The organism is Gilliamella sp. B14384G12 (genome assembly GCF_016101825.1).
GTDB lineage: Bacteria > Pseudomonadota > Gammaproteobacteria > Enterobacterales > Orbaceae > Gilliamella > Gilliamella apicola_N.
Genome location: NZ_JACFPU010000010.1, coordinates 67,716 through 88,871 on the forward strand (window position 1 = coordinate 67,716; position 21,156 = coordinate 88,871).

Annotated in this window: 18 protein-coding genes and 1 pseudogene; 13 read left to right on the forward strand and 6 right to left on the reverse strand. The window is 35.5% G+C overall.

Annotated elements, in window-relative coordinates; genetic code table 11:
• Nucleotides 1-65: 65 nt before the first annotated feature.
• Nucleotides 66-833 (reverse strand): tetratricopeptide repeat protein, encoded by a 768-nt coding sequence (locus H3S73_RS10375; protein WP_198236557.1) that lies wholly within the window; start codon nt 831-833, stop codon nt 66-68.
• Between the two features lie 228 nt (nt 834-1,061).
• Here H3S73_RS10375 and H3S73_RS10380 point away from each other — a divergent pair, with 228 nt between their 5' ends.
• The 7 genes from H3S73_RS10380 (at nt 1,062) to cysZ (ending at nt 8,007) form a co-directional block, all read left to right on the forward strand.
• Nucleotides 1,062-1,820 (forward strand): Nif3-like dinuclear metal center hexameric protein, encoded by a 759-nt coding sequence (locus tag H3S73_RS10380; RefSeq protein ID WP_198228171.1) that lies wholly within the window; start codon nt 1,062-1,064, stop codon nt 1,818-1,820.
• A 97-nt stretch (nt 1,821-1,917) separates the two neighbouring features.
• Nucleotides 1,918-2,796: a 4-hydroxy-tetrahydrodipicolinate synthase gene (dapA, locus tag H3S73_RS10385; protein WP_198236558.1), complete on the forward strand. Its 879-nt coding sequence runs from the start codon at nt 1,918-1,920 to the stop codon at nt 2,794-2,796.
• Between the two features lie 39 nt (nt 2,797-2,835).
• The gene (gene bamC, locus H3S73_RS10390; RefSeq protein WP_198236559.1) at nt 2,836-3,597 is read left to right on the forward strand and encodes an outer membrane protein assembly factor BamC; all 762 of its coding nucleotides are present in this window, start codon (nt 2,836-2,838) and stop codon (nt 3,595-3,597) included.
• A gap of 235 nt (nt 3,598-3,832) precedes the next feature.
• Entirely contained in the window at nt 3,833-4,543 is a 711-nt protein-coding gene (purC, locus tag H3S73_RS10395; protein WP_086326741.1) for a phosphoribosylaminoimidazolesuccinocarboxamide synthase, read from the forward strand.
• The gene (locus H3S73_RS10400) at nt 4,543-4,998 is read left to right on the forward strand and encodes a DUF441 domain-containing protein (protein WP_198236560.1); all 456 of its coding nucleotides are present in this window, start codon (nt 4,543-4,545) and stop codon (nt 4,996-4,998) included. The genes purC and H3S73_RS10400 overlap by 1 nt, the downstream gene beginning before the upstream one ends.
• 3 nt (nt 4,999-5,001) lie before the next feature.
• Entirely contained in the window at nt 5,002-7,011 is a 2,010-nt protein-coding gene (locus tag H3S73_RS10405; protein WP_198236561.1) for a GNAT family N-acetyltransferase, read from the forward strand.
• A 165-nt stretch (nt 7,012-7,176) separates the two neighbouring features.
• Nucleotides 7,177-8,007, forward strand: coding sequence for a sulfate transporter CysZ (cysZ, locus tag H3S73_RS10410; protein ID WP_198236562.1), 831 nt, complete (start codon nt 7,177-7,179; stop codon nt 8,005-8,007).
• 8 nt (nt 8,008-8,015) lie between these two features.
• Here cysZ and H3S73_RS10415 read toward each other — a convergent pair whose 3' ends face one another.
• Genes H3S73_RS10415 through H3S73_RS10425 form a run of 3 tightly spaced genes read right to left on the reverse strand, consistent with a single transcriptional unit; the run spans nt 8,016 to nt 9,745 of the window.
• The gene (locus H3S73_RS10415; protein WP_086326737.1) at nt 8,016-8,201 is read right to left on the reverse strand and encodes a YpfN family protein; all 186 of its coding nucleotides are present in this window, start codon (nt 8,199-8,201) and stop codon (nt 8,016-8,018) included.
• Nucleotides 8,202-8,235: 34 nt separating this feature from the next.
• Complete coding sequence (gene dapE / locus H3S73_RS10420) at nt 8,236-9,375, reverse strand: succinyl-diaminopimelate desuccinylase (protein WP_198236592.1); 1,140 nt, start codon at nt 9,373-9,375, stop codon at nt 8,236-8,238.
• A 13-nt stretch (nt 9,376-9,388) separates the two neighbouring features.
• Nucleotides 9,389-9,745 (reverse strand): ArsC family reductase, encoded by a 357-nt coding sequence (locus tag H3S73_RS10425; RefSeq protein ID WP_198228184.1) that lies wholly within the window; start codon nt 9,743-9,745, stop codon nt 9,389-9,391.
• Nucleotides 9,746-10,110: 365 nt separating this feature from the next.
• Here H3S73_RS10425 and H3S73_RS10430 point away from each other — a divergent pair, with 365 nt between their 5' ends.
• From H3S73_RS10430 to tkt, 6 genes and pseudogenes are all read left to right on the forward strand, one after another.
• A complete protein-coding gene (locus tag H3S73_RS10430; RefSeq protein ID WP_086326735.1) occupies nt 10,111-10,353 on the forward strand; it encodes a FeoA family protein in 243 nt (80 codons plus the stop codon).
• Nucleotides 10,350-12,677, forward strand: a complete 2,328-nt coding sequence (gene feoB, locus H3S73_RS10435; RefSeq protein ID WP_198236563.1) for a Fe(2+) transporter permease subunit FeoB — start codon at nt 10,350-10,352, stop codon at nt 12,675-12,677. The genes H3S73_RS10430 and feoB overlap by 4 nt, the downstream gene beginning before the upstream one ends.
• A 90-nt stretch (nt 12,678-12,767) precedes the next feature.
• Complete coding sequence (locus tag H3S73_RS10440; protein ID WP_198228188.1) at nt 12,768-13,013, forward strand: FeoC-like transcriptional regulator; 246 nt, start codon at nt 12,768-12,770, stop codon at nt 13,011-13,013.
• Between the two features lie 262 nt (nt 13,014-13,275).
• Nucleotides 13,276-13,736 (forward strand): annotated as a pseudogene (locus H3S73_RS14050) (RpiB/LacA/LacB family sugar-phosphate isomerase).
• Nucleotides 13,737-13,939: 203 nt separating this feature from the next.
• On the forward strand, nt 13,940-14,890 hold the full coding sequence (tal, locus tag H3S73_RS10455; protein WP_198236565.1) for a transaldolase: 951 nt from the start codon (nt 13,940-13,942) through the stop codon (nt 14,888-14,890).
• Between the two features lie 152 nt (nt 14,891-15,042).
• On the forward strand, nt 15,043-17,049 hold the full coding sequence (gene tkt, locus H3S73_RS10460) for a transketolase (protein ID WP_198236566.1): 2,007 nt from the start codon (nt 15,043-15,045) through the stop codon (nt 17,047-17,049).
• A 910-nt stretch (nt 17,050-17,959) separates the two neighbouring features.
• Here the strand turns inward: tkt and H3S73_RS10465 are convergent.
• Together H3S73_RS10465 and rimO are read right to left on the reverse strand one after the other, a co-directional pair.
• Nucleotides 17,960-19,348 (reverse strand): MATE family efflux transporter, encoded by a 1,389-nt coding sequence (locus H3S73_RS10465; RefSeq protein ID WP_198236567.1) that lies wholly within the window; start codon nt 19,346-19,348, stop codon nt 17,960-17,962.
• Nucleotides 19,349-19,354: 6 nt separating this feature from the next.
• Nucleotides 19,355-20,677, reverse strand: a complete 1,323-nt coding sequence (rimO, locus tag H3S73_RS10470; RefSeq protein ID WP_198236568.1) for a 30S ribosomal protein S12 methylthiotransferase RimO — start codon at nt 20,675-20,677, stop codon at nt 19,355-19,357.
• Between the last annotated feature and the right edge of the window lie 479 nt (nt 20,678-21,156).

Below are 21,156 nucleotides of genomic sequence, written 5' to 3' on the forward strand. Positions count from 1 at the left end.
CCTAGTTTTACCTTTACTGAAGTACTTTCCTAAATCAAACAAATGGCACGCATTGGTTAAATCAATTAACATCTTTGCATCATATGAATCAATTTTTGTTTAGATTGTTCAATATCTTTGATCCATTGAGCATTTAAACGTTTGGTATGTTTGGGTAGGTAACTCAAACGATGCTCTATGATTTGTAATACATTATTTGCTTTATCGATTTGGTTCCAGCCAATTAAGGTCTGTAAATAAAATGAAATTGCTTCTAAACTCGGGATGTAGCTAATTAAATTTTCTAATTCTTTTTTAGCTTGATCTCTTTCGTTGAGTGAAACCAAAACTCTAGCATAGAGTAAATGACTTTCATCAGAATTATAATCGGGATTTTTTTCACTTAAAAAATTTAACGTCTCTTTCGCTTTAGTATACTGATGATCCATAAATAACGCATAAGCATATTGCAGCAAAATATCGGGTGAGGTTGCATAATTACCTGTTAATGCTTGTTGGTAGTATGTCAAAGCTTCATCAGCTCGATTATTGTCAACCAACGCTTTGCCTAAATTGATTTGTGTTTTGATGGTTTGCGAAGCTTCATATTTTTTTTGGGCTTCGAGTAATTCGCGCTCAGGATCCTGTGTTTTACGTAGTTTTGTTCCAATCTGGTAACCAACCGGCGTAGAGCGTAACTTAGGTAAACAAATGGCGGCAAAATAGATCAAACTGCCCAAAAATGGCACCATAAATATTATACAAATCCAATACCTATCCTGTTGAGTACGAATTGCATGGAATATAAAAAATAATGCAATAACGCTACTTAATCCAATTCCTAAAAACGGCACAATAATATCCTTTTAGTGAATGTACATAAAACAGCATAATTTGACACGGCGTTAAGTCTAAATAAACTTTCATAATTTAGCAATATTATCAATAAACAAATGTTTAGGATTTTTGTAAATGTCAGAAGATTAAATAACTTAAGAACACTTAATAAAATATATTGGTGAGATAATTGATAAAAGTGATTATAATTATTAACTATAACTTCTTTTAATAAGATAGATAAAATGCATCGTAATGAACTTGAACAAATAATTAATAATGAATTACAAATAAGTCGATACCGAGACTATGCACCTAATGGATTGCAGGTAGAAGGTCGAAATGAGGTTAAGAAAATTGTTACAGGCGTTACGGCTTGTCAATTATTGTTAGATAAAGCTGTGGAATTGCAAGCTGATGCCGTGCTGGTACATCATGGTTTTTTTTGGAAAAATGAACCGCAAACTATTACGGGCATAAAATATCGACGAATAAAAACGCTTTTGTCACATGATATTAATTTGTACAGTTATCATTTGCCTTTAGATGGTCATCTTGAATTGGGTAATAATGTTGAACTGGCGAATTTGTTGGATATCAAGGTTGATAAACACGATGATATAACCGATTTCATGTTCACAGGTTCCTTAAACAATCCGCTTACAGCCTTACAGTTTAAACAACAGTTAGAGCAAGTATTACATAATGGTAAGCCCCAAGTATTGTTTTGTGGTGATAATGCACCGCAAATCATTGAGCGTATTGGGTGGTGCAGTGGTGGTGGACAAGACTTTATTGAGCAAGCAGCTCAACTGGGTTGTGATGCATTTTTTACAGGTGAAGTATCCGAGCGCACTATTCATATTGCCCGTGAATATGGTATTAATTTTTATGCAGCGGGTCATCATGCAACCGAACGTTATGGCATAAAAAAGCTAGGTGAATGGTTAGCAAGTCGCTATGGCTTGCAATGTATTTTTGTCGATATCGATAATCCAGCATAACAAAAGTTGAATTTAACTTAGAAATAACGCATACTTATTCGTAGTTTTTATAATCTTCAAAGCTGTTTTGAAAACAGATAATATGAGAGGTCATTTTATGTTTACAGGAAGTCTGGTCGCCCTTATTACACCAATGGATTCAAAAGGAAATGTAGACCACGTAAGCTTAAAAAAATTGGTCGAATATCATATTGCTAATGGTACATCAGCTATTGTTTCTGTTGGAACAACTGGTGAATCAGCAACGCTCGATCACAATGAGCATATTGATGTTATTAAGCGCACCATCGATTATGCTGATGGGCGTATTAATATCATTGCAGGAACAGGCGCAAATGCAACCAAAGAAGCAATTGAATTGACTAATAAAGTTGAAAATATTGGTGTAATTGGTTGTTTAACTGTGGCTCCTTATTATAATAAACCAACGCAAGAAGGTATGTATCAGCATTTTAAAGCCATTGCTGAAAGTACCGAATTACCTCAAATCCTATACAATGTACCAGGTCGTACTAGTAGTGACATTAAACCCGAAACAGTCGGACGTTTGTCAAAAATTAAAAATATCGTTGCTTTAAAAGATGCTACCGGTGATCTCTCTCGTGTTTATAAAACCCGAAGATTAGTCGGTGATCAGTTCAAACTTTTAAGTGGTGATGACGCAACTTTCTTAGATTTTATGATTTTAGGTGGAGATGGCGTCATTTCGGTTACTGCAAATGTTGCAGCAAAACAAGTTGCAGCGGTTTGTAAATTAGCTGCAAATAATCAAATTCAAGAAGCACGAGCGGTAAATGACAGTCTATTAGCACTGCACAACAATTTGTTCATTGAGCCAAATCCAACACCCGTAAAATGGGCGTGTACTCGATTAGGTTTAATAGACAATGGTACAATCCGTTTACCAATGATATCGCTGTCTGAATCTTCAATTCCAGCGGTAGAGCAAGCATTAAAAGATGCTAATTTACTGTAATTTATTTTCATACAACTATTAATTTAAAAGCAGATATCTATGTTTGATAAAACTATATTGCGTAATTATGTCGTAAAAAAAACCGCTATTTTGACGGCTATCGTTTCTCTATTCCTTGTAGGGTGTGGTAGCGATCAAAATTATAAGCGCGAAATTGATGGTAATGAAGATTATTTAAACTCACCTGCTCTAAAGCCTTTAATTGTTCCCAAAGGTATGACAATACCAGCAGAAGTAGCTGATTTTTATATTTATAAACTTGATTCTAAGGGTAATTTAGGTAAACAAGTTGATATTCGAGCACCTGTTGTACCTATTCCAACCGTTTCTGATTCCTTTGTTATTTATAATAATGGTGTCCTTACTTTTAATTCACCACTCAGTGCTGATGTATGGAATAAAATTCCAAATACTTTAAACAACAAAAACATTCCTATAAGTAGTAGTGATAACTTAACTATAAAAACAGGCAAAGCTTTTATAGTTCGAGCGGATGAAACTCAAACAGCGGAAGCGTCGTTTACTTTTAAACGTAAAATTGTTGGTGATACCCAAACTATTACTCTTAGCTTGGATTCGTTAGCTCGTGGTGCTGAAGATATCTCTTCACAACCAATTGAAGTTCAGCGTTATGTTGTTGGTTTATTTAATTCGTTAATGGATGATATTGCTCCGCAATCTTTTCGAGAACCACAAGTGAAAGACTCGAACGGGAATGAAGCGAAAAAAGGAGCTGATAAAGATACTGAGTCCATGAAAAGGATTAAAGAGGATCTTAAAGATCAGATCCGTGGAAAGTGATAAAACAGTTTAATTTTGTGAATATGAAAATTTATAACTTTCTAATTCACAATAACTTTAATTCATAGTGTGGCTTGAAATTTGTAGCTTTTATGACTCGATCTTAGCTATAAACTGATACACAGTTGCTATTTATGCTTAAAAAAGTAATAGCAAAATAGTAGCAATGAGTTTGAATTTAGGGAGCGCTTAGCTCCTTAATTATTTGTTGGCAAATTGATATAAGGTTATAAACATGAAAAAGTTGGATGAGCTTTATCGTGGTAAAGCAAAAACTGTTTACGCAACAGACAACCCTGAGTTATTAATATTGGAATTTCGTAATGATACTTCTGCTTTTGATGGTTTACGCATTGAGCAGTTAGATCGTAAAGGAATGGTCAATAATAAATTTAACTTTTTTATTATGACTAAACTACGTGACGCAGGTATACCAACTCAAGTTGAAGCCTTGTTGTCGGATAACGAAGTTTTAGTAAAAAAACTCGATATGGTACCTGTTGAATGCGTCGTTCGTAATCGTGCTGCAGGTTCTTTAGTTAAACGCTTAGGTGTTGAAGAAGGTAAAGTACTGAATCCTCCAACGTTTGAATTATTCCTAAAAAACGATGCACTGCATGACCCTATGGTCAACGAATCTCACTGTAAGGCTTTTGGCTGGGCGACAGATGAGCAATTAGCTACGATGAAAGAACTCAGCTTCAAAATTAACACTATTTTGACAGATATATTTGATAAAGCAGGTTTAATTTTAGTTGATTACAAACTTGAATTTGGGTTATTCAAAGGAGAAATCACTTTAGGTGATGAGTTTTCACCTGACGGTTGCCGTCTATGGGAAAAAGAGACATTGAAAAAAATGGATAAAGACCGTTTCCGACAAGGTTTAGGTGGGGTTATTGAAGCTTATGAAGAAGTGGCAACACGAATAGGTGTTCCGTTGTAATGTTTGCGCAGTTTGATATTTCTTTTTTTCTACTTTTAGGTCTCGCAGCACTGTGTTATTTAACTCATAATAACACAGTGACTTTTGCAGTACTCTTACTGCTAATGTTTAAACTTACACCGTTAGCGGCTTACTTTCCATTTTTAAATAAATATGGTTTAACTATTGGTATTGTGATCCTAACTGCTGCTATGATGGTTCCGTTAGCCGATGGTTCATTAAAAGTCGCTGATATTTTAAAATCATTCACGACATGGCAATCTCTCGTTGCCATCGCTGTAGGCATTTTAGTGTCATGGCTAGGTACTCGTGGCATATCGTTAATTGGTGCTCATCCTACCATTGTTAATGGTTTAATCATTGGCACACTTATAGGTGTGGCGTTTTTCAAAGGCGTTCCCGTTGGACCTCTCATTGCCGCTGGCATATTGTCACTGTTGATTGGTAAAAGTTAACTCATGTCATGCCTTAAAAGCACACGAACATTATGGGTGTTACAGGGTGAAGCAACACAATTATTCGAGCAACTTAATCACACCATAACGACAAATTTTGGCGATTGGATCACCGTTACCATTCAGCCAAATGTGCCTGACTTTTTGCCAAATACTTTATTACCTACTAAAACCAAACAGCTATTAGGGCAAGAGTATCTGCATGCAATATTTGATGCAACAATAGGATTTAATCTTGATGCATTTGCAATGTTAACGGGTACATTGGTTAAAGGCAGTCTGCTGATTTTATTATTACCGAAGCAACTTGAAACTTGGCAAGACCAAGATAGTTTACGCTGGAATGAAGCCAATACCCCCATTACTGTGCCGAATTTTGTAAATCATTTGCTAAAAACACTTGCTGAATTTGATATAGCAATTGAGCACACTGTCTTATCATCACACAGTAATCAGCCATTATCAACATTGTCGGACATCGACACGCAAGCTTACGATTTAACTCAGCAGCAAGTAACGTTACAAAAATTATTGAACAGTAAACAAAACATTAATGTCGTTATAGCTAAACGTGGTCGCGGTAAATCGGCTTTAGCAGGGTTATTTAGTCATAACAAGAACTGTATTGTGACTGCACCGAATAAAGCGGCACTCAATAGTTTTTTTGTCTTTGCTAACCCAAACACTCCGTTTTATGCGCCTGATGAGTTAATCGCTTGGCAACATAACGATTTTGCTGATTATTTAATTATTGATGAAGCTGCCATGATACCGCTTCCCATGCTTGAACAATTACTGTATTTAGCTAAGACTAAAAACAGTCGAGTATTACTCACTACTACTGTTGAAGGATACGAAGGTACGGGGCAGGGTTTTTTATTAAAATTGCTCGAAAATAGATCATATCAGTTTTTTTATCTTGATAACCCTATCCGTTGGCAAACGGGTGACAAATTAGAGTTATTTTGCGATCGGTTATTGTTAAATGGAATATTGGAAGAGAAAGAAAACCAAATATCAATTGATTCATCCATAAACTACTGTAAACTCGATCGACATAATATAAACGCATTAACAACGATCTTTTACCTTTTAAAAAGTGCTCATTATCAAACCACATTAGTCGATTTACGGCGCCTTTTTGATGCGCAAAATTTATCGGTTTGGCAAGCCACGGTCAATAATGACTTATCCCAAAATCATCCAATAACAACTCAACAGATCGCTGCGGCAATTACGTTAAATGAAGGCAATTTATCCGATTCACTCATTGAGCAAGTGTGGCAAGGTACGCGTCGTCCTAAGGGTAATTTAGTCGCGCAATCATTAGTCGCTCATGCAGGTGAAAAACTGGCAGCCAAATTACGCTCGGTACGCATCAATCGCATTGCGGTGATTAACTCATATCGTCGACAACATGTTGCTAAAAAACTGGTACAGACGATATACGATGAAGCGAATCACCAAAATATCGATTATTTATCGGTGAGCTTTGCGTACAGTCAGCCTAATTATCAATTTTGGATGGCATGTGGGTTTAATTTGGTGCACATTAGTAGTCATAAAGAGACCCGTAGCGGCAGTTATTCAGTTATGGCGATTAAACCTTTAACCCAGTTAGGACAGCAATTATCTGATCAATTGCAACAGAAACTTGTGCGCAATGCTTATTGGCTTAAAGATATTATCGAATTACCGTTTAACGACATGATTACTTTTGATGATAATCAATCCTTAACTGCACAAGACTGTAGTGAATTAGCTGGTTTTTGTGATTACTATCGTCCATTTGAAGCGACTTATCCTGCACTTTGTCGATTAAATCTTTATGCACATCAACATCAGCAATACTTAACATTACCGATCTTATCAGCCTTAATTGATAGCAAAAATAATCAGATGGATATAATTAATCGTTATCAATTAGCGGGAAAAAATGCGTTAATGCAAGCCCTCAAACACGAAGTTAAAACTTGGTTGGTAAATAATCAACGGACTTTAACACTAAAATAATGCAATAGTAAATAAAATAGCCAGTAAAGATGATTAAACGTTATTGAGCTTAGTAGGCGGTATGTTTAAAATATCGCACTGTTTATTTAAAACGATATATTAATGTATTACCAGTTTATGCCTACTTGAGGTATTGACTGACTTGTAAATAAAAAGGAACCAAATGTGACGTCTAATCAACTAGATAATAATACCCAACATCGACATTCCCATACGCAATCACGCCCGAAAAATCATCAAGCTAGAAATGGGTTTGAATATTTTTTTAAAGGTTGGTCGTTAGCTTTTAGTCCAGGTATTAAGAAATTTGTTTTTTTACCTTTACTTGCCAATATTGTATTAATGTCGGCGCTGTTTTATTGGTTTTTTACCGTTCTTAGTGGCATGGTCGATTGGGGATTGTCTTATGTACCAAGCTGGTTACAGTGGTTAGGATACATCATTGTATTTATTGTAATCCTAACGCTGGTGATTTTATTTTGTTATTTTTTCAGTACGGTGACTAACTTTATTGCTGCTCCTTTTAATGGAATATTAGCAGAACAAGTTGAAGCGCAATTAACAGGTATGCCTGCACCCGATACAACATGGATGAGCTTAATTAAAGATTTACCGCGAATATTAAATCGTGAGCTGCAAAAATTAGGTCATTATCTATTATGGGCTATTCCTATTTTACTTACCTATTTTATCCCCGTCATTGGACAAACGGTTACGCCAGTGGTATGGTTTTTATTTACCGCTTGGCAAATCAGCATTCAATATGCGGACTATCCATTTGATAACCACAAAATTAAGTTCCACCGTATGCGTGAACTTTTAAAGCAAAACAAAGTCGACAATCTGATGTTTGGTGGTTTAGTTAGCTTTTTTACTATGGTACCGTTGCTGAATTTGATTGTGATGCCTATTGCTGTCTGTGGTGCAACAGCTATGTGGGTAGATCGTTACCGTCATCAAGCTGTATTTGAAAGTACCAACCAAGATTTTCGGTAACGCTTAGTTTATTTGTTTGATTGATTTGATGATGGCCAATCGTCATCATCATCGCTGTAAGGTATGGGTTTTATCCCGTTCTTTTTTTCCAGATAATTTTTATAACTTAGCCGATTCAGTGCTTTAATGCCGTTGATAAAAATTCCAATTAAGATAATTAAAATAATCCACCAATAATCTTTAAGCCATGCCATATTATCTCCTTTTAGATAAGTGAAACGGGCTTAATTATGCCAGTAATAAAGTCTCTAAAATACGTCTATAGATTGCGGTTAAATTAATAATATCTTGGCAGTGGGCATTTTCGTTGACTTTATGGATAGTTTTGTTAACCACACCAAGCTCAATGACTTGGCAACCCATTTTAGCAATAAAACGCCCATCTGATGTCCCGCCACTGGTCGAGAGGCGGGTATCTGTTCCCGTAATATCCTTAATGGCATTGGCAGCGGCATTGGTTAGCTCGCCTTGTGGGGTTAAAAAAGGATGACCTGAAAGACGCCAATTTAAGGTATATTTTAGATTATGCTTTTGAAGAATTTGTTCAACACGTTCTTTAATTTGTGTTTCGGTAAGTTCACTGCTATAGCGAAAATTGAATTGAACACTCAGATCACCAGGTATTACATTTTCAGCCCCTGTTCCGCCGTTGATATTTGCGACTTGCATGGTGGTTTGTGGAAAATAGTCATTGCCATTATCCCAAATTGTGCTGACCAATTCATTTAAAGCAGGAGCAAAGCGATGCACTGGGTTATCTGCTAGATGAGGATAAGCAACATGACCTTGCACACCATGCACGACTAAATTTGCAGTTAATGATCCACGGCGTCCATTTTTAATTTGATCACCAAGTAAGGTATCGCTTGAAGGTTCGCCAACAATACAATAATCAATGCGTTCATGGCGTTTGATTAATAAATCGACTACTTTAACGGTGCCATCGCTTGCGTCAGCTTCTTCATCAGACGTTAATAAAAAAGCCACACAGCCATGATGATCCGGATTGCTTTTAATAAAATCTTCTGCTGCACATACCATAGCCGCGACGCCACTTTTCATGTCCGCTGCACCTCGACCGTACAGTACACCATTTTCATCAATGGTAGGCGTAAAAGGCGGATAAAGCCATTTAGTTTCATCACCTGCGGGCACTACGTCGGTATGACCTGCAAACATCAGTGTTTTACTTTTACGATCACCATGAAAAGCCCACAAATTTTTGGTTTGCCCAATATTGATTTCTTCAATGGTAAATCCAATTTTTTTTAAACGTTCGATAATTATGTTTTGACAGTTTTTATCGTCAGGACTTATCGATTTTTCAGCAATAAGCGCAGTAGTCAGCGCAATAACAGGTTCATTCATCATAGTTTTGTTCTTATTTTGATTGCGATATAAATTGTGAATAACTTTCGTCAGAAAATCCTAACAAAGCACGCTTACCATCGATCAGTAAAGGACGTTTTAAAATGGATGGATTGTCTAACATAATTTTTTTGGCGGATTGTGCATTATTGATTTGGGCACGAACCTGCTCATCTAATTTGCGCCATGTTGTACCGCGCGTATTAAGTAAACTTTGCCAATCTACTAATTGTAAAAAAGTGTCGAGCAGGTCAGCCGATAATCCATCGGTTTTATAATTATGAAACTGATATTGAACTTGATGATCATCAAGCCAAGTAAACGCTTTTTTCATTGTGTTGCAGTTTTTAATACCATAGATGATATACATAATTGGGGGGATCCATTTCTTTAATATATTAAAAGATTATAACAGCTATAAGTTATTATCAGCAATTAGGATGATTAATGAGAGTATCCGTTCTGATTTTGTTTTATTATACTTAATAAGATTAACGGGTGATAATTGCACCAACCTTAAAAAAGAGGTTAAAATAGTTTTTTCTGAAGATAGTCTGCATTTTTATTCAAAAATAATTGAAAATTTTCTAATTACCCCCATTATTTGACCATTCTTTCCATTTTTTACATGAAAATCTGTTTTTTTCTACATTAATGTGTATTAATATTGCGAATCGTTCGCATTTTAATTTGTGCGATAAAAAATAAATAAGCTAAATAAACGTAGGAAGTATGATGTCATCTTTAACTCTTAACCACTTGCCGATAGGGCGTGAGGCGGTTATTTCTAGATTTTTACCTAAATCGTTACCTTATCGTCGTAAATTACTGGCTATGGGCATTACACCGGGTTGTAAAGTCGAGGTAGTACGGACTGCGCCACTTGGTGACCCCATTGAGATTAATATGCGTGGATTTTTATTATGCTTACGCCGCCAAGAAGCTTCTTTTATCGAAGTGTTAGAGGTCGGAGTATGAAGATCGCGCTAATTGGTAATCCAAATTGTGGCAAAACAACATTATTTAATTTGTTGACCGGTGCCAAACAAAGAGTGGGTAATTGGCCCGGCGTTACTGTCGAACGTAAAACGGGTCTGTTTGCCTATAATCAGAAGCAATACGATATTGTCGATTTGCCGGGAACCTATTCAATTGAATCCGATCCCTTATGCGTGTCGCAAGATGAGTTAATTGCAAGACAGTTTGTTTTGAGTGAAGATGATTGCATGATAGTCAATATTATTGATGCGACAAATTTGCAACGCAGTTTATATTTGACCTGTCAATTAGTTGATTTGCAATTGCCTATGATCGTTGTGCTTAATATGATGGATGCGGTTAAAGCAATGGGTGAACAGATTAATGTTGCAAAGTTATCTAAATTGCTGGGTTGTCCAGTGGTGGCGATATCATCAAGTAAAAAAATAGGATTGCAAGCACTGTATCAGCAAATTGAAGCGATGACAGTATCTTCCCAAGTAGCTAATCCTTCAATCAATTTGTTGGGGGATGAACAGCAAGCTACTATTGATAGATATATTAATGAATTACCTGAAGACAGTGAACTACGTCGATTTAACCCATGGCAGTTGCAAGATGTGTTATTAGATGATTCACACTACAATTTGACCCAACTTGAGAGTGAAAAGCTAACAGCTTGTCGTCTGTCACTTTCAGCATGGTGCGATAACGAAATTGATGTAGCGCTAGCATCTGCGCGCTATGATACGATTGATGCGATTTGTAAAACGGTCATTGACAAGCCTCGTGAATTAAATGTTCGCTTTTCTGATATGCTTGACAAAATTACTTTAGGACGCATTACAGGTATTCCATTGTTTTTGTTAACAATGTATATCATGTTCATGTTGTCGATTAATTTTGGATCAGTATTTGTTGATTTTTTTGATGGATTATGTGGCACGTTGTTTGTGGATGGTACAGCACATGTACTGCAAACCATACAGGCTCCTAACTGGCTTATCGCCATTTTGGCCAATGGTATCGGACGCGGTATTCAAACTGTTTCAACTTTTATACCTGTAATTGGGGCAATGTTTTTCTGTATGTCATTTTTAGAAGATTCGGGTTATTTGGCAAGGGCAGCAGTTGTTGTCGATCGTGGTATGCGCTGTATCGGTTTGCCGGGTAAGGCATTTGTACCTATGTTAGTCGGTTTTGGTTGTGGCGTACCAGCTATTATGGGAACGCGTACATTAGAAAGCACGCGCGATCGCATTATGTCAATCTGTATGATTCCATTTATGTCATGCGGAGCAAGATTGCCAGTATATGCGTTGTTTGCGGTTATCTTCGCACCTAGACATGCTTCATTTATTGTTTTTAGTTTGTATATGTTAGGTGTCGCAGTGGCAATTATCACAGGATTTGTGCTTAAATTTACTTTATTAAAAGGTTCGATTACGCCGTTTATTATGGAAATGCCCGTATATCGAATTCCTACTTTAAGCAGTTTGCTCAGTTTAACTTGGCAACGTTTGAAAAATTTCATTTTCAAAGCAGGAAAAGCCATTATAATCATGGTAACTGTATTGAGTTTGCTTAACTCATGGGGACGAGATGGAACATTTGGACATGAAGATTCACAAGATTCCATGCTATCTGTAGTTAGCCAAAAGATTACACCAGTATTTGCCCCAATGGGTATTAATCAACAAAATTGGCCTGCTACAGTTGGTATTTTTACGGGTATTTTTGCCAAAGAATCGGTTATTGCCACCTTAAATTCGCTTTATTCTATGGATGAAACGGATACCACACAACAGGCTGAATCATTTAATTTGTCGCAAGGGATTTTAGATGCACTTAAAACGATTCCTAAAAATCTAGTTGATTTGTCTGATGCTGTTTTAGATCCTTTGGGGTTATCTACTGTTAATGATGATATTGACTCATTACAATCCGATTTAGCAGTGGATTCGTCAGCAGTATCACAAATAAAAAATTCCTTTATGACGCCATCGGTCGCCATAGCTTATTTGATTTTTATATTACTTTATACTCCCTGTGCTGCAGCTTTAGGGGCGGTATATCGTGAAGCAGGTATAAGATGGATGATATTTGTTGGCATTTGGACTTTTATCATTGGTTGGTTATCTGCAACAATTTACTATCAAACAACTTTGATTGGACATTCACAATCGGCAGTTTGGTGGCTTTTGGGATGTGGGGCATTTATGCTAATTATGATTATCACTATGCGGATATTAGGACGATATTCCATTTTTAATCAAACAACCGTCAGTTCATCTAACTCTAAAAATTCATCCTGCTGTTATTAAATAGCAGATCCTTAAAACATCTTATTTATAAACCATTCAATCATAAATTAAGGAGAAGATGCAGGACATAACCCTGCATCTTTTATTATTATGCTAGTAACTTCAATTCGAGATTATGTGCAATTAAAAAATCGTGCCGAGTTGCAAGACATTGCCCGACATTTTCGTATACCTAACAGTGCCACAGCACAAATGTTGGATTTTTGGATTAAAAAAGGAAGCATTCAGCGAATTATCATGGGGGATAATCAAACCGCATGCACACCTAATCAATGCAAAACCTGTGCAGGTTGTAATGTCACTCAGCAAATAGTTTATGTTTGGTTAAATAAATAAATCATATCTTTTTAAAATGATTCTGTTCAAATGTCTTTACAATCAACCTTTGATTAAATAATGTAAAAATTTTTACTATAGATACTGTGTTTAGGTAGTGATTTTTGTAATTAATAGTATAAGTTATTGCTATATTTTCTTAAAAAATATTTTATTTTCGAGACTTTCATCACATAATTGAATTAATTTATATTTAAAAATTATCAAATGATATTAATATGAACCTATGTTCATTTTTTGAATTAAATTGAGGTAAAATAATATGAAACCAATAGCCATTGGTGTTGATGATGCCGCTTTTGAATTTAGAAATAATATAGTTGATTATTTGACTAAATAAAGGATTGAAATTGTTGATTATAGTAGTGACAAATAGATAAAAAACGCTTTTTTGTTCTGATATTGCAAAAGACGTAGTCTGTTCTATCAAAGCAGGTATGCAGAGCAAGGTATCTTGATTTGTGGGACAGGTATCGGTGTTGCCATTGCTGCCAATAAAATAAGTTACCCGGTATTCGTGCAGCTTAATGTCACGATATATTTTCGGCTGATCGTGCCAGAAAGAGCAATAATGGTCAAATTATGACAATGGGTGCTAGAGTAATTGGCCTTGAGCTAACTAAAAAACTTGTGCAATCATGGTCAAATTCTGAATTTGAAGGTGGTGGATTGACGACTAAAGTTGAGCGTATCAACCATTATGATCAGCTCTATAGTAAATAATCACTATTAGTTAGAATTTTTTTGGTTAAAAGCAGATTAAATTTGCAAACAATGAGAACATTTCGATATTTAATTTTACCTTATATTTGTCTGTTTTTTAATCTATTATGTGTGCGAAATAGCAATAGGGCACTGTCGTTTTATTTTTGAATAAATGCTATTATATTTTTATTAAACTAAAAGCTGTAGAGGATAAAAGAAGTATGAGTCAATTAGATGAATTTAAAAAATTTACTGTAGTTGTTGCCGATACTGGAGATATCGATTCAATTAAACAATTTTCCCCTGAAGATGCCACTACCAACCCATCCCTTGTACTGAAAGCAGCTCAACTTCCTCAGTATCGCTATCTAATCGATTCTGCTGTAGAAACCGCTAAAAAACTGGGTGGGAGTAAAGAACAACAATTAGTTAATGCGTGTGATCAAGTCGCTGTTAATATTGGTGCTGAAATTTTAAAATTTGTTCCTGGTCGTATCTCGACAGAAGTGGATGCCCGTTTATCATTTGACACACAAGGTTGTATAGACAAAGCACGTCGTATTATTGAACTTTACCAAGCAAAAGGTATCGATAAATCACGTATCTTAATTAAAATCGCTTCTACGTGGGAAGGGATTAAAGCAGCAGAAATTCTTGAAAAAGAGGGAATTAACTGTAATTTGACATTACTTTTCTCATTTGCACAAGCAAGAGCATGTGCTGAAGTAAATGCCTTTTTAATTTCACCGTTTGTTGGCCGTATCTATGATTGGTATCAAGCTAAAAAACCAATCGATCCATATGTTGCAGACGAAGATCCTGGTGTAGTTTCGGTTCGTAATATCTTCAATTATTACAAACAACATGGTTATAAAACGATTGTGATGGGCGCAAGTTTCCGTAAAGTTGATCAAATTTTAGCATTAGCGGGTTGTGACCGTCTAACCATTGCACCGAGTTTGCTTGCTGAAATGCAACAATCAACAGCTCCTGTAACACAAAAACTTAATCCAAATCAACCGGTAGTCGATCGCCCAGTACCGATGACCGAGGCTGAATTTAGATGGCAACACAATAGTGATGCCATGGCAGTTGAAAAACTTGCTGAAGGTATCCGTGCTTTTGCTGTTGACCAAGGCAAATTAGAAGATATGCTTAGTGCATTACTTTAAACATATAGAATACAATGGGGAGCTAGCTCCCCATTTTTACATTATTTAATTCGATTTGATTAACAAATTTGGCAGGTGACAGCATTTGTTGCTAAGAATAGTAACTTGCTAGATTAGGAATTTTTAATTAAAAATATTTTGGAGATTACAACATGAATGCAACGACTTTATCTCACCGCGAACTAGCGAATGCGATAAGAGCATTAAGTATGGATGGTGTGCAAAAAGCTAAATCTGGTCATCCAGGTGCACCAATGGGTATGGCCGATATGGCGGAAGTACTTTGGCGTGGATTTTTAAAACATAATCCTACTAACCCTAATTGGGCGGATCGCGATCGTTTTGTATTATCAAATGGCCATGCATCTATGTTGATTTATAGCTTGCTGCATTTAACTGGCTACAATGTCACGATTGATGATCTTAAAAATTTTCGTCAATTGCATTCAAAAACTGCAGGTCACCCTGAATATGGTTATGTTCCGGGTGTTGAAACAACAACAGGCCCGTTAGGACAAGGTATTGCTAATGCTGTAGGTATGGCTATTGCTGAAAGAACATTAGCTGCGCAATTTAATAAATCAGGCCATACCATTGTTGACCATCATACTTATGTATTTATGGGTGATGGTTGTATGATGGAAGGTATTTCACACGAAGTATGTTCATTAGCAGGTACTCTTAAATTAGGCAAGCTTATTGCATTTTATGATGAAAATGGTATTTCAATTGATGGTGAAATTGATGGTTGGTTTACTGATGATACGGCAAAACGCTTCGAAGCTTATGGTTGGCATGTAATTCGTGGCATTGATGGTCATGATGCTAAAGCTTTAAAAGAAGCCATTGAACAAGCACAAGCAGTAACCGATAAACCGTCATTGTTAATGTGTAAAACAATTATTGGTTTTGGTTCACCAAATAAAGCGGGTAGCCACGAAAGTCATGGCGCGCCTTTAGGTGATGCTGAAATCGAAGCAACACGTAAGGAACTTGGTTGGAATTATCCTGCCTTTGAAATTCCAAAAGAATATTATGATGCTTGGGATGCAAAAGCCAAAGGTAAACACGTTGAAGATGAGTGGAATGCACGTTTTGACGCATATGCTAAAGCTTATCCTGATTTGGCTCAGGAATTTAAACGTCGAGTAAGTGGCGATCTACCTGCTAATTGGCAACAAGTAGCAAAAGATTTTGTGAATAAACTACAAGCAAATCCAGCAACAATTGCAACACGTAAAGCATCACAAAATGCGATTGAAGCGTTTGCTCCTACCTTACCTGAATTTTTAGGTGGCTCTGCCGACTTAGCACCAAGTAATTTAACCATGTGGTCAGGTTCAAAAGAGATTTTAGCCAACCCAAATGGTAATTATATCCACTATGGTGTACGTGAATTTGGTATGTCAGCGATCATGAATGGTATCGCATTACATGGCGGCTTTATTCCTTATGGTGCAACATTCCTAATGTTCATGGAATACGCACGTAATGCTATCCGTATGGCTGCGTTAATGAAGATTCGTTCATTATTCGTTTATACTCATGATTCTATTGGTTTAGGTGAAGATGGACCAACACATCAACCTGTTGAACAAATGGCAAGTTTACGTGTTACACCAAATGTCAGTACTTGGCGTCCATGTGACCAAGTTGAATCAGCTATCGCTTGGCAATATGCGATAGAACGCAAAGATGGTCCAACAGCGCTAATCTTCTCAAGACAAAATCTTAAACAACAAGAACGTAGTGCTGAGCAATTAGCTAATGTTTATCGTGGTGGTTATATTCTTAATGATTGTACTGGCACACCAGAACTAATTATCATTGCTACTGGATCGGAAGTTGAACTTGCTGTTGAGGCATATCATAAACTTACCGAAGCTGGTAAAAAAGTAAGAGTTGTCTCAATGCCATCGACAGATGCATTTGATAAACAAGATGCAACTTATAAAGAATCTGTATTACCATCTTCAGTGACGGCTCGCTTAGCGATCGAAGCAGGTATCAGTGATTATTGGTATAAATATGTTGGTCTTAACGGTAAAGTTGTTGGTATGACAACATTTGGTGAGTCAGGTCCAGCCGATCAACTATTTAAAGAATTCGGTTTTACTATTGATAATGTCTTAAATCAGGCGAAAAGTTTATTGAAATAAATTATAGTCTGATTAACAGAATAAAACTTCGCTAATAACTTTAGCGAAGTTTTTTATGCTTATTTTATGTTCTTTAGAAAATTCAATCCTATTCCTGAAAATCCATTTATATATTAACTAGAAATTAAACTAGATGTATTTCCAAAATTGAATATTGGAGATAACATTTGTTTTGATTTAAGTTGATTGGTTATTTATTGATTTTTTTGTGATTTTGTTATTTTTAATTAAATTTAAAAACCATCACTAGTAATTTAGTGATGGTATGATGTTTTTAGTCAAAAAATTAAATCTTTTAATATGGATTAGGATCTTTTTTCAAATCATTAAATGGAAATAACTTATTATTCCAATCTTTAATTTGAATATTTTTTTGTTCAGATATATCAATTAAATTCATTTTAATGCAATTAATTGATAAAATGTAGAATTATATTAATAATTTTATTTTAATCAACTTATATTTATTTTAAATGAAGATAAATATATTGGATTATTTGTTATGCTATGCATTAGAATTATTGCACTAAGCAGTTAAAAATCATCAATGTGCAAAAAGAGGTTAAGCTGTAAGTAATACCGTTTAAATAACAAACAAACCATATAGCTAGAAACAATGTACCTTAATAATTTATAGTACCAATAAAATGCCTTAAATATTTTTAGGTATGAATTTTGTAACATATATAAAGAATAACTCATATGGACCAACTGTCGTATGGGATTGTGAGCGAGTTAAATAACAGATATTCATGAAGAAAAACAATGAAATTCCAGTTTCGTGTAATTTACTATCATGGGTTAATGTTCCCACTTTTGATGGAATAGTAGGGCGTCCATAACGATTAAAGGATTAACATATTTTGTATAATTGAAACAAAAACTATATTAATCCTTTTCATGTTATATATTATCTTGAAGATTTATTTAAAATTACTTCTTTGGGTTGTTTTTGAATGTAGATCATTCTAGCAATAAGTAAAAATGCAGCAACCGCCAGTCCTAATATAATTCCTATCCAAAAACCTGCAGCACCTATTGGCTGCATAATTAAATCAGTTAATCCTAAAATGTATCCAACTGGTAGACCAACGCCCCAATAAGAGATAAGCGTGATGTAAAAAATACTTTTCGTATCTTTGTAACCACGTAATACGTTACTTGCTACAACTTGAAGATAATCAGAGGTTTGATAGATAGCGAGTAAAATGATCAGTTGCAAGCAAATAGTAATAACATCTACTTCTTCTGTGAATATATGAATAATTGGCGTTCTAAAAATAACCAGAACTAATGCCACTATCACGGCAATCATTAACGATATCGCCAAACTAATATAAGCTGTTTGTTTTGCTAATGATGTTTTTTTATTACCGAGTAAAAAACCTACACGGATACTTGATGCTACACCTAACGATAATGGTATTGCAAACGTTAAACTACTGATAGTAAAGATAATTTGATGTGCAGCAACAGTGACTTGACCAAGTGGAGCAATCAGTAAAGCTATCACAGCAAACAAGCTCATTTCGAAAAAATAGGCTAGTGCCAGAGGCATACCTAGGACAACGATATTTTTGATTACACTAAAATCAACCCATTTGGTCAATTGTGTTTCACGAATATCACGTTGACTTGCAGTAGTTAAGGTATAAAAGCGGATTAATCCAAACATTAGCCAAAAAATGATGGCAGCAGTAATGCCACAACCAACACCACCAAATGCAGGTAATCCTAACTTGCCATAAATTAAAACATAGTTAATTGGAATATTAGCAAGTAACGCTATAAATATGATTACCATAGCTGGTTTAGTATTGGATAACCCCTCACATTGATTGCGATAAACTAAAAACAGCAAGAATGCAGGTACTCCCCACATGATTGCTCGTAAAAATTTTACGGCCACGTCCATCATTTCGGGATCAATAGGGTGATCTACGGAACTTCTTAGACCGATTATTTGGTCTGAATGATATAAAATCAACATTATCAACACAGATAAAAATAGGGCGATCACTACACCTTGACGTGTGTGATTCGCAACTTGGTCTCGTTTAGCTGCACCATTTAAGTTGGCAATGATGGGGGTTAAAACGGTTAATAGTCCTTGACCAAACAAAACTGTTGGTAACCAAATTGATACGGCGATTGCAACACCAGATAATGCCGTTTTACTGTAATGTCCTGCCATAATGGTGTCAACAAAAGTGATGGCTGTTTGTGATACTTGTGCAATAAGTACTGGTACAGCCAATTTACCAAGATTTTTTATTTCATGTTTATAATGTTGTTTCATGATTTATTACCGTTTAACCGTTCCCCATAAGTCATATTCATCAGAATGCTCAATAATGACTTGAACAATGTCCCCGACGTTGACATCTTTTTCTTCATTTAAATATACAACACCATCAATTTCAGGCGCATCAGCCATACTACGACCTATTGCACCTTCTTCATCAACTTCATCAATAATAACCGCTAAGGTTTTACCTATTTTAGCTTGTAATTTTTGCATTGATATCTTTTGCTGCAACTGCATAAACCTATCAAATCGTTGTTGTTTGATTTCGTCTGGAACTTGGTTAGCTAATTCATTCGCTGCTGCACCTTCAACAGGGCTATAAGGAAAGCAACCAACGCGATCTAATTGCGCTTTTTCTAAAAAGTCGAGTAATAATTCAAAATCTTGTTCAGTTTCGCCGGGATAACCAACGATAAACGTTGAACGCAGAGTGATTTCCGGGCAAATTTCACGCCAATGATGAATTCGTTCAAGTGTTTTTTCAATTGTCCCAGGACGTTTCATTGATTTTAAAACCGTTGGGCTGGCATGTTGTAATGGGACATCTAAATAAGGTAAGATTTTTCCTTCCGCCATCAATGGAATTAAATCATCAACACTCGGATATGGGTACATATAATGTAATCTCACCCAAATACCAAGACTAGATAATTGTTCACAGAGTGTTTGGATATTGGTTTTTAAAGGCATACCATTCCAAAAGTTGGTGCGGTTTTTGATGTCAATACCATAAGCTGAAGTATCTTGAGCAATGACTAAAAGTTCTTTTACTCCGCTGTCAACTAATCGTTTTGCTTCATCAAGTACATTACCAATAGGACGACTGACCATCTCACCACGTAAAGAAGGGATGATGCAAAATGTGCAGCTATGATTACAACCTTCTGAAATCTTTAAGTATGCATAATGCTTAGGCGTTAACTTTACCCCTTGCTCGGGTACTAAGCTGGTAAATGGGTTATATGCAGGTTTTGGAGCATATTTATTTACATGACTTAGCACCGCTTCGTAACTATGGGGGCCAGAAATTTCAAGTACTTTTGGGTGTACACTTCGGATCTGATCTTCTTTAGCGCCAAGACAACCGGTAACAATCACTTTACCATTTTCATCAAGTGCTTCACCAATGGCTTCAAGCGATTCTTGTACCGCACTGTCAATAAATCCACAAGTGTTAACAATTACCAAATCAGCATTTTCATAAGTAGGTACCACTTGATAACCTTGGGTACGCAGTTCAGTTAATATTCGCTCTGAGTCAACCAAATTTTTAGGACAACCGAGGCTCACAAATCCAATTGTTGGGGATGATATATTCATAGTATTTTTAATAATTTTAAAATTTATAGAGGTATTTATCGAGAATTTAAAAGTTTGTCAATTTAGATTTAGACAATAGGCGAGCATTCTAACATATTTAAATTGATGCTAATAAAAATTTTTAGGGTGTTATGATTTATATAAAATAAAATTATAAAAGCCCTATATCAAACATGACTGTTGATTATAGAAGGTAAATTATAATTTATCTTTAATAGGAACTGATGGATCAGTCTCGTTAATTGTTGTTTAGGTAAATAATCTACGTCAAATAAATTCGATACACTATTTTATAACGGTTTATAATATTGTAATTAGAGAGCACTATAAACTTGTTCTTTTTGAACTACATTTATTAAATGTGTCATCTTAAAAATTTAAAAGTAGCATATTGGAATCGTATTTTTAAGATTTTAAAAAAGGACTACTTAAAAGTTGAAGTATTGATAAGAGCAAAAGGATTATTCTTAAATAATAAA

Bases quoted from the DNA above. Each gene is read 5' to 3' on its own strand.
- H3S73_RS10380 (WP_198228171.1), top strand. From the start codon at position 1,062: ATGCATCGTAATGAACTTGAACAAATAATTAATAATGAATTACAAATA.
- dapA (WP_198236558.1), top strand. From the start codon at position 1,918: ATGTTTACAGGAAGTCTGGTCGCCCTTATTACACCAATGGATTCAAAA.
- bamC (WP_198236559.1), top strand. From the start codon at position 2,836: ATGTTTGATAAAACTATATTGCGTAATTATGTCGTAAAAAAAACCGCT.
- purC (WP_086326741.1), top strand. From the start codon at position 3,833: ATGAAAAAGTTGGATGAGCTTTATCGTGGTAAAGCAAAAACTGTTTAC.
- H3S73_RS10400 (WP_198236560.1), top strand. From the start codon at position 4,543: ATGTTTGCGCAGTTTGATATTTCTTTTTTTCTACTTTTAGGTCTCGCA.
- H3S73_RS10405 (WP_198236561.1), top strand. From the start codon at position 5,002: ATGTCATGCCTTAAAAGCACACGAACATTATGGGTGTTACAGGGTGAA.
- H3S73_RS10415 (WP_086326737.1), bottom strand. From the start codon at position 8,201: ATGGCATGGCTTAAAGATTATTGGTGGATTATTTTAATTATCTTAATT.
- dapE (WP_198236592.1), bottom strand. From the start codon at position 9,375: ATGAATGAACCTGTTATTGCGCTGACTACTGCGCTTATTGCTGAAAAA.
- H3S73_RS10425 (WP_198228184.1), bottom strand. From the start codon at position 9,745: ATGTATATCATCTATGGTATTAAAAACTGCAACACAATGAAAAAAGCG.
- H3S73_RS10430 (WP_086326735.1), top strand. From the start codon at position 10,111: ATGTCATCTTTAACTCTTAACCACTTGCCGATAGGGCGTGAGGCGGTT.
- feoB (WP_198236563.1), top strand. From the start codon at position 10,350: ATGAAGATCGCGCTAATTGGTAATCCAAATTGTGGCAAAACAACATTA.
- H3S73_RS10440 (WP_198228188.1), top strand. From the start codon at position 12,768: ATGCTAGTAACTTCAATTCGAGATTATGTGCAATTAAAAAATCGTGCC.
- tal (WP_198236565.1), top strand. From the start codon at position 13,940: ATGAGTCAATTAGATGAATTTAAAAAATTTACTGTAGTTGTTGCCGAT.
- tkt (WP_198236566.1), top strand. From the start codon at position 15,043: ATGAATGCAACGACTTTATCTCACCGCGAACTAGCGAATGCGATAAGA.
- H3S73_RS10465 (WP_198236567.1), bottom strand. From the start codon at position 19,348: ATGAAACAACATTATAAACATGAAATAAAAAATCTTGGTAAATTGGCT.
- rimO (WP_198236568.1), bottom strand. From the start codon at position 20,677: ATGAATATATCATCCCCAACAATTGGATTTGTGAGCCTCGGTTGTCCT.